Source organism: Acinetobacter sp. AR2-3, assembly GCF_001878775.1.
Classification (GTDB): Bacteria; Pseudomonadota; Gammaproteobacteria; order Pseudomonadales; family Moraxellaceae; genus Acinetobacter; species Acinetobacter lwoffii_D.
On the sequence record NZ_MJIQ01000039.1, the window covers coordinates 1 to 8,098 of the forward strand.

Genomic DNA, 8,098 nt, shown 5'->3' on the forward strand with positions numbered 1-8,098 from the left:
CTAGGCGCATTTCCTTGATCAGGCGATCCTGGAGTGTTCTATTGGCACGTTCCACACGGCCTTTGGCCTGGGGTGAGTTGGCGAAGATAATATCAATATTTAACTCATTCAGAATCCGCCCAAATTGCGTGATCTGGCTATCTTGGCTCGATTTCTGATTCACTCGGAATACCGAGTGTTTATCGCTATAAAACGCTAAAGGCTTGCCGTATTGCTCAATGTAGGCTCGGGTTGAAAGCATATAATCAAAGGTCGTTTCAGCCTCACAAAAGCGCAGATGCAACAGCTTTCCAGTGGCGTCATCGATATAAACCAGCAAGCAGCATTTGGAAGCTCGGCCTTCAAACCAGTCATGATATGAGCCATCGATCTGGATCAGCTCACCGAAGCAATCACGGTTATATCTAGGCTGATACGGACGTTTCAGACGCTTGGATCGAGGAATCCACAGGTCATTTGCAGTCATCCAGCGACGAACCGTTTCTACAGGGATATGCAGACCAAACATGCTGCTGAGCTTCTCATGCGCCAAGGTGGGTCCAAAGCCCAGCAAATGTTCAGCAATAATGGAAAGGCACTTTGATTTTAACAAGTCATCATGGCGACGATGGCCAGGTTGACCACGACTGGCATGTGCCATACCTGAGACACCATCTTGATTGAGTTTCTGCAATAACCGGGTAATTTGACGGGTGGAAAGATTCAGGATTTCAGCAGCACGGACCTGGGTAATACGATGATCTCTAACGTCTTGCAGAACTGCAAGACGTTGAATTTCTTTATCAGACATAGTGATCAGCATCTATATTTTATATCCAGTCCATGGTGATAAAAACCATCATAAACTAGACATTTTTATTGGTGAGAATATAGACACTTTAAATGGGTTCTAACAGACTGATTTCGTATAATATTGATTATGTTAAATAGAAGGTTTTTAGTTAAATAATGAAACCCTGCTGTGTTCTTGATTACATAAAATTATAAGGTGGCGTCAATTGAACTCAAATCCTAAGTTATTCATTCTAAATTCATTTTATTGAATAAAAAAACTCATTGACCCAATTTTGACCCAAATTAGATTTAGTGCATTGAATCACTTGAAAATCTTGTTCAAATCCAGATTAAGGATTTGTACAATTATAGAGCATTATATAAAAAAATTGATTCAGGAACAAAAAAGTAAGGTAATAACATCTTTTTTAATAGTGATATTTTATTGCCCCTACTCCTTACATCAAAGTTTTATTTGTCAATTTACCTATCATTAACTCATTTTTCATTTGGATTTCCTGTTATGTTGAGATTGCTTTAAGTATGATTAAACAATAACATTACTGATAATTATTATCATTTACATTAACTAAAATGTCTTATACCGTTCCTTCATCATTTAAGCTATCTTTACTCAGTTTTTCGATTTTAATTACACAGCAAAGTTTTGCCAATGATACTCAGCAATTACCAACGATTACCGTTACAGCGGAATCAGAACAGAGTGAGCTCAGCTCTGAACAGAGTAAAGCCTATATCATCCAAAACTCGTCAACCGCCTCAAAACTGAATATTCCACTCAAGGAAACACCGCAAACAGTCAATGTCCTAACCCGCCAGCAACTGGATGATTTTGCACTGGATAATACCCGGGACGTACTGCGCAATACCCCTGGCATTATCGTCAGCAATCAAGAAACTGAACGAACTTCCTACCTCGCTCGTGGTTTCGAGATTTCAAATGTCTTAGTCGATGGTGTCGGCATTCCACTCGAAGGCTATAATTATAATAATGATAATCCAGACAGCTTTTTGTTTGACCGTATAGAAGTGGTCAAAGGCGCGAACGCCTTAAATAATGGAATTGGTGATCCCGGCGCAACTATTAACATGATTCGCAAACGCCCTACTCAGGAACTTCAGGCAGCCTTGAATGCCAGTTATGGCTCATGGAATACGCAGCGCTATGAAGTAGATGTATCCTCTCCTCTCACCCAAGATGGAAAAGTCAGAGGTCGTGTATTTGGCTATCAACAAACAGGCGACAGTTATCTGGATCGTTATGAACTGGAAAAAAACGGCATAGGTGCTGTTGTGGAGGCAGATATTACTGACACAACTCTATTGACTGCTGGCTATACCGAAACCAATCACAAGCCGAATGGTGTCAATTGGGGTTCTAATCCACTGATCAATACTGAAGGCGAGCAGCTCAGTTACTCACGGAATTATAATTACAGTCCAAGCTGGGCCCACTGGGATAGCAATATTAAAAGTTACTTTGCCGAGCTTGAACAAAAACTGGGTGGCGACTGGACAGCCAAACTGACCTATGATGAAAAACGTACACAACGCGATTCAAAGCTCTTGTTTCTGTCCGGCAAACCTGGCGCAAATGGCACTTCAGGCATCTTCCTCTACCCAGGCATGTATATTGATGACAATAAAGAACAACAAGCCAGCCTGAGTTTTAGCGGCACCTATCCGCTTTGGGGACAACGCCATGAAGCCTCATTGGGCTATGTCTGGGCCAAAAATCGTCTGGATGAATTGGGTTATGCTGGCAGCTTTGTCAATCCGCTGACCACAGATTTAGCCAGTTTTACACCCGAAGAACCAAGCTGGGATCTATCGAAAACCAGTGGGGAAATGCATATCCGGCAGAAGAACCAGAGCCTTTATGCTGCGACCCGACTGCATCTGAATGATGATCTGAAACTGCTTTTAGGTGCGAACTATGTTCAGGCTGAAAGCAGTGGTAGCAGTTATGGGACCGACACCATTTATGATGAAGATAAAGTTTTACCCTATGCCGGTCTGACCTATAACTTTAGCCCTGAATATACAGGCTATCTGAGTTATACCTCGATTTTCCGTCCGCAAACCACCAGAGCAGATGATGGCAGCATTAACAAACCGATCGAAGGTGAAAGCTATGAAGTCGGAGTCAAAGGTTCTTGGCTAGATGACAAGCTTACCGCCACCATGGCTGTGTTCAGAACGGAGCAAAGTAATTATCCGCTTCGTGATTCTGATGGTATCCCGACTTTACGCACAACTCAGGTCAGTGACCTGCGTTCCCAAGGCTACGAGTTTGGCTTGGCGGGACAACTGACCGACCATTTTAACTTAAGCTTTGGTTATACCCAGTTTAGCCTGAAAGATCTGATCAATGGCGGTGATGCGCGTACCTTCAATCCAACCCAGTCTTTTAATCTTTTAACTACCTATCAGGTGCCGCAACTTCCAAAACTGAAACTGGGCCTTGGTGTGCAGTGGCAAGATCAGACCTATCTAGATGTGCCTGAAGCAACCGCCAATGGAGTGATTACCCAGAAAGCTGGAATCATTGAGCAGGATGCTTATGCGCTCGTGAACTTAATGGCCAGCTATGAGCTGAATGAGCATATGACCTTGCAAGCCAATGGTAATAACCTGACCAATGAAAAATATCTGTTCAATTTCCCGAATCAGCAAGGTTTTTATGGTGCACCAGCAAATTACAGCGTTGCTGTGAAATTTAAATACTGATTTTCAAACTTAGCCTTGACGACATGTTCAGGGCTAAATCATCACTACATACACAAAAACAGGTAAAACAAATGAAAAAAATGATCGCTCTGACCCTCGGACTGTCTATGACACTTTCAGCTCAGGCGCATATGCTTTGGCTGGAACGTGATACAGATAAGCAGACTCATGCGTTCTTTGGTGAATATAGTGAACAGCTTAAAGAAACGCAGCAAGGTGCCTTGAAGTCTTTTAATCAAGCAAAGGCCGTTCAGTCTAGAAAAAGCTTTAGTCCTCAAATGCAACAAGATCATTTGCTTTATGCGACCCAAGGCCAGACCGATGTCCAGCTCACTCATGAATTGATCTATGGAGAATCATTGCTGAGCTATCATGCCAAATCCGGCAGACAAAACTTGAAAGCAGAGTCAGAACTGGATATTGTCCCGACCCAGATCAACAGCAATACATTTACGGTACTGTATCAGGGTAAAGCTGCTGCGGATGTTGAAGTCACAGTCTTTTCCCCGCAATTCTGGCTAAAAAAATACACCACCAACGGCCAAGGCCAGATTACGATCGCCACGCCATGGAAAGGTCAATATGTCATTGAAGTTGGCAAAGAAGCAGACAAGGCAGGAAAATTGAATCAGCAGGCCTATAAAAAACAGTATCTGGTAACGACTTTAAGTTTTGTTTATTAAGTTTTTAGATTTTCATCAGTATAGATTTATTCAAGGCCAAATATGATGTCTGTTGTAGTGCAGCCACTTGCCATTCTCTATCGCTTAGGCATGACCTTTGGCATTGGCTACTTGTGCAGTTATTTAATCGCACTCGATCTGGCTTACTTTTTACAAGCTTATTTGCCTAAAGCTGAGTCTGTCTATTTGGCTGCATTTACTGCCCTGATTTTTTATGTCTGTTTTGTGATTGGAATCTTCTGTATCCAAAGTTTAAAAAAGCTTTCTATCTATAGCCTGATTCCTTTACTTATTTTATTTCTCTTCTCCCGCTTCATAGGTTAAACCATGCATAAATCTGTCCGTCAATCCATGGCATGTTTACATTCATGGCTGGGTTTAAGCTTTGGCTGGTTACTCTTTGCGATCTTTTTAACAGGCGCGGTCACCTATTACCGACATGAAATCAGTCTATGGATGCAGCCTGAATTTGCCACAATGCAAGTCAATCAGGAAACTGCCTTAAAATCTGCTTACAGCTATTTACAGCAGCATGCACCGGACGCCCAAAACTGGTATATCGGAGTCGCCAATCAAGACTCACCGGTGAATAAAGTCTACTGGCAAAAAGCGGATGGTGGCTATGAAGTCAAAACCCTGAATGCTTCGACAGGAAAAGAATTACAGCTTTCAGCCACACAAGGGGGAGATTTTTTCTATAATTTTCATTTTCAGCTCTATGGTATGCCCTACACCATCGGTCGCCTCATTGTGACGGTCGCTGCCTTTATCATGTTACTGACTCTGATTTCAGGAATTATTACCCATAAAAAAATCCTGACAGACTTTTTTACCCTAAGAGCCTTTAAAGGACAGCGCTCTTATCTGGATTTTCATAATGTCAGTTCAGTGATTGCCCTGCCGTTCTTTTTGACCATGACATTTACCGGGTTAGCGATTTTCTTTTATATCGTGCTGCCTTCCGGTATGAAAAAACTTTATCCAGACAATCCCTTTCAATATTTTGAAGAAATTCGCACAATCAATACATCAGCCACCCCCTCAGTTCCTGTGAAAACCCAGATGCTGCCAATTCAACATTTTATCACCACGGCACAGCAACACTGGGGATATGCGGAATTTGACAATATCACGGTCAAGCAGCCCAATACCCAGCTGGCACACATAACCTTAACTCAGCTCAAAGATCATTCCATTACCCGAAATCAAGCACAGCTTATTTTAAATGCAGCTACCGGAAAATTGCTTGAAAGTACACGCAATGAAAGTGCAATTGCCACACTCAATGCCGGCATGTATGGTTTGCATATGGCACGTTTTGCTGAACCTGCTTTACGTTTAGGATTGTTTTTCTCTGGCATATTGGGCTGCACCATGATTGCCTCCGGTCTGCTGCTGTGGAGTCTGAAACGCCAGATGCAGAAAAAATCAGCGCGGTTTCATCTCGGACATTATTTGGTGAACCGCTTGAATATCACCATGATACTTGGCTTGCCGATTGCCATGCTGGCTTATCTCTATGCGAATCGTTTTATCAGCATCCCTGTAGGTGCACCAAATTATGAGATTTATAGTTTTTTCAGTATTTGGCTCGGCAGTTTCATTCTGGCATGTTTAACACCGCAGCAATATTTATGGAAAATTCAGCTTAAAATCCTGATTGGTACTGCTTTTATGCTGCCGCTGATCAATATTTATTATCTCATTTCACATGACTATATGGATTCTTTTACAACTTACTGGTCATTTCTGCGAATCGATCTGATGTTGTGGAGCTTGGCACTGCTTGCCCTCTTTTTACACCAGAAAATTACGCCCATTCAGCAAAAGGCGGTCAATAAAATTCAGGCCAAACTAAAATCTGCGCAGCAGGAGTCTTCCACATGATATGGATCGCAGTAACCGTTCTTTTATGGCTAAGCTGCTTTGCCTTTTATGCGGTAAGTACAAAGCAGATCCTAAAAACCCGAAAATCTCGTTACGCTTTTTTAGCTAATTTTCCTACGCACACTAAATTCACTGCGGGTATTTTCTTATTCGTCGCGATGTTTTTATTACGTACCCAGTTTAGCTCCAGTATTAGCTTTGTGGCTTTATGGGTATTTCTAAGCCCTGTACTGTTTATCTTTATCTTAAAAATGAATAAAGCATTTTAATATTTATTTAAAATCAGAAAGTAGTAAACAGCCTAGTGCGCTACTTACATGCCCTCTATTGAACCAATCTACTCAGTATCTGCTAAACCTTGCCAACCTACTTTTAAATATTTCAGATTCATTATTTTGGCTAGAATCAGAAATTTAAATTGGTAGGTATTTGGTAGGTAGGATTCTTTTTTACTTCATCCAATACTTATATTACGGTGAGGGTCACCGATAAAATAATCAATTAATGGTAGAAGGAATCACGCCATGGCTTTTAAAAATATTTCAGATCAAACTAACGGTTTTTATATTCCCTGTGTTTCACTTTTTGGTCCGGGCTGTGCTAAAGAAATCGGGATAAAAGCACAAAATTTAGGTGCCAAGAAAGCGCTGATTGTAACTGATGCGGGGCTGTTTAAATTTGGTGTTGCAGATGATATTGCAAATTATTTGAAAGAGGCGGGTGTTGACAGTTATATTTTCCCAGGCGCGGAACCCAATCCAACTGATATTAACGTGCATCATGGAGTTACAGCTTATAATGAAAATGCCTGTGATTTTATTGTATCGTTAGGTGGGGGTTCCTCACATGACTGTGCCAAAGGCATTGGTCTAGTCACTGCAGGTGGCGGACATATCCGTGATTATGAAGGGATTGATAAAAGTACCGTCCCGATGACACCACTGATTGCAATCAATACTACGGCAGGGACAGCTTCGGAGATGACACGTTTCTGTATCATTACCAATACCGATACCCATGTGAAAATGGCGATTGTAGATTGGCGTTGTACACCACTCATTGCGATTGATGACCCTAAACTTATGTTGGCCAAACCTGCAGGGCTGACTGCGGCAACAGGTATGGATGCCTTGACGCATGCAGTAGAAGCTTATGTGTCTACGGCAGCAAATCCAATCACTGATGCCTGTGCAGAAAAGGCGATTACCATGATCAGCGAATGGCTTAGCCTGGCAGTGGCGAATGGGGATAATCTGGAAGCACGGGATGCCATGAGCTATGCCCAATATCTTGCCGGAATGGCCTTTAACAACGCCTCTTTAGGATATGTGCATGCGATGGCACATCAGCTCGGAGGCTTCTACAACTTGCCGCATGGTGTTTGTAATGCAATTCTGCTCCCCCATGTTTGTGAATTTAACCTGATTGCTTGTCCTGAACGTTATGCCAAAATTGCCCAATTGATGGGGGTGAATACAGAAGGTTTAACCGTAACTGGAGCAGCTTATGAAGCGATTGGCGCCATTCGTCAGCTTTCGGCTTCAATTGGTATTCCATCTGGGCTGACGGAATTGAATGTAAAAGAAGCTGACTTGGCCATCATGGCGGAAAATGCACAAAAAGATGCCTGCATGTTGACCAATCCACGTAAAGCCAACCATGCCCAAGTGGTAGATATTTTTAAAGCGGCGATGTAGTACCTCAATGTAAGTATTCTCTCCAAGTATCTGACTTACATTTTTAACAGCCCCTGTTTCACTTCCTGAGGAAGTGTGCCCAGAGCAGACATGCATTTTCCTGTTCCTGGCTGATCCTTTTGCCTTCATAAGAGGATAAAAGCGGGGGGTGTTTCTTTTTTATGAAGTCCCCTTCATTATGAATATCGACATTAGACCTCTTGCGAAAGTAAAAACTGCCTCAATATAGATTTCATGAAATATCAGAAATTAAATCGTTTTTCAGATTCTGAATTCCAGCGCTTGGTTGGTGTACCTCTGTCTCTT

General features: G+C 42.1%; 6 protein-coding genes and 1 pseudogene. 6 read left to right on the forward strand and 1 reads right to left on the reverse strand.

The annotated features are described in order from the left end of the window. Nucleotides 1-802: pseudogene (locus BFN00_RS07675) on the reverse strand (ISNCY-like element ISAba32 family transposase); the annotation flags it as partial. A gap of 566 nt (nt 803-1,368) precedes the next feature. Here BFN00_RS07675 and BFN00_RS07680 point away from each other — a divergent pair. The 6 genes from BFN00_RS07680 to mdh all read left to right on the forward strand — a co-directional run bounded on the left by BFN00_RS07680 (nt 1,369) and on the right by mdh (nt 7,792). After that, nucleotides 1,369-3,525, forward strand: coding sequence for a TonB-dependent siderophore receptor (locus BFN00_RS07680; protein WP_071850967.1), 2,157 nt, complete (start codon nt 1,369-1,371; stop codon nt 3,523-3,525). 71 nt (nt 3,526-3,596) lie between these two features. After that, on the forward strand, nt 3,597-4,208 hold the full coding sequence (locus tag BFN00_RS07685; RefSeq protein WP_071850969.1) for a DUF4198 domain-containing protein: 612 nt from the start codon (nt 3,597-3,599) through the stop codon (nt 4,206-4,208). A gap of 42 nt (nt 4,209-4,250) precedes the next feature. Further along, nucleotides 4,251-4,532 carry a hypothetical protein gene (locus BFN00_RS07690; protein ID WP_071321188.1) on the forward strand — a complete coding sequence of 94 codons (282 nt, stop codon included), beginning with the start codon at nt 4,251-4,253 and terminating at the stop codon, nt 4,530-4,532. 3 nt (nt 4,533-4,535) lie between these two features. After that, entirely contained in the window at nt 4,536-6,095 is a 1,560-nt protein-coding gene (locus BFN00_RS07695) for a PepSY-associated TM helix domain-containing protein (protein ID WP_071850970.1), read from the forward strand. Beyond that, entirely contained in the window at nt 6,092-6,364 is a 273-nt protein-coding gene (locus BFN00_RS07700; protein WP_071850972.1) for a hypothetical protein, read from the forward strand. Before BFN00_RS07695 ends, BFN00_RS07700 begins: the two co-directional genes overlap by 4 nt. A gap of 255 nt (nt 6,365-6,619) precedes the next feature. Beyond that, nucleotides 6,620-7,792, forward strand: a complete 1,173-nt coding sequence (gene mdh / locus BFN00_RS07705; protein WP_071850974.1) for an iron-dependent methanol dehydrogenase — start codon at nt 6,620-6,622, stop codon at nt 7,790-7,792. Nucleotides 7,793-8,098 lie beyond the last annotated feature (306 nt).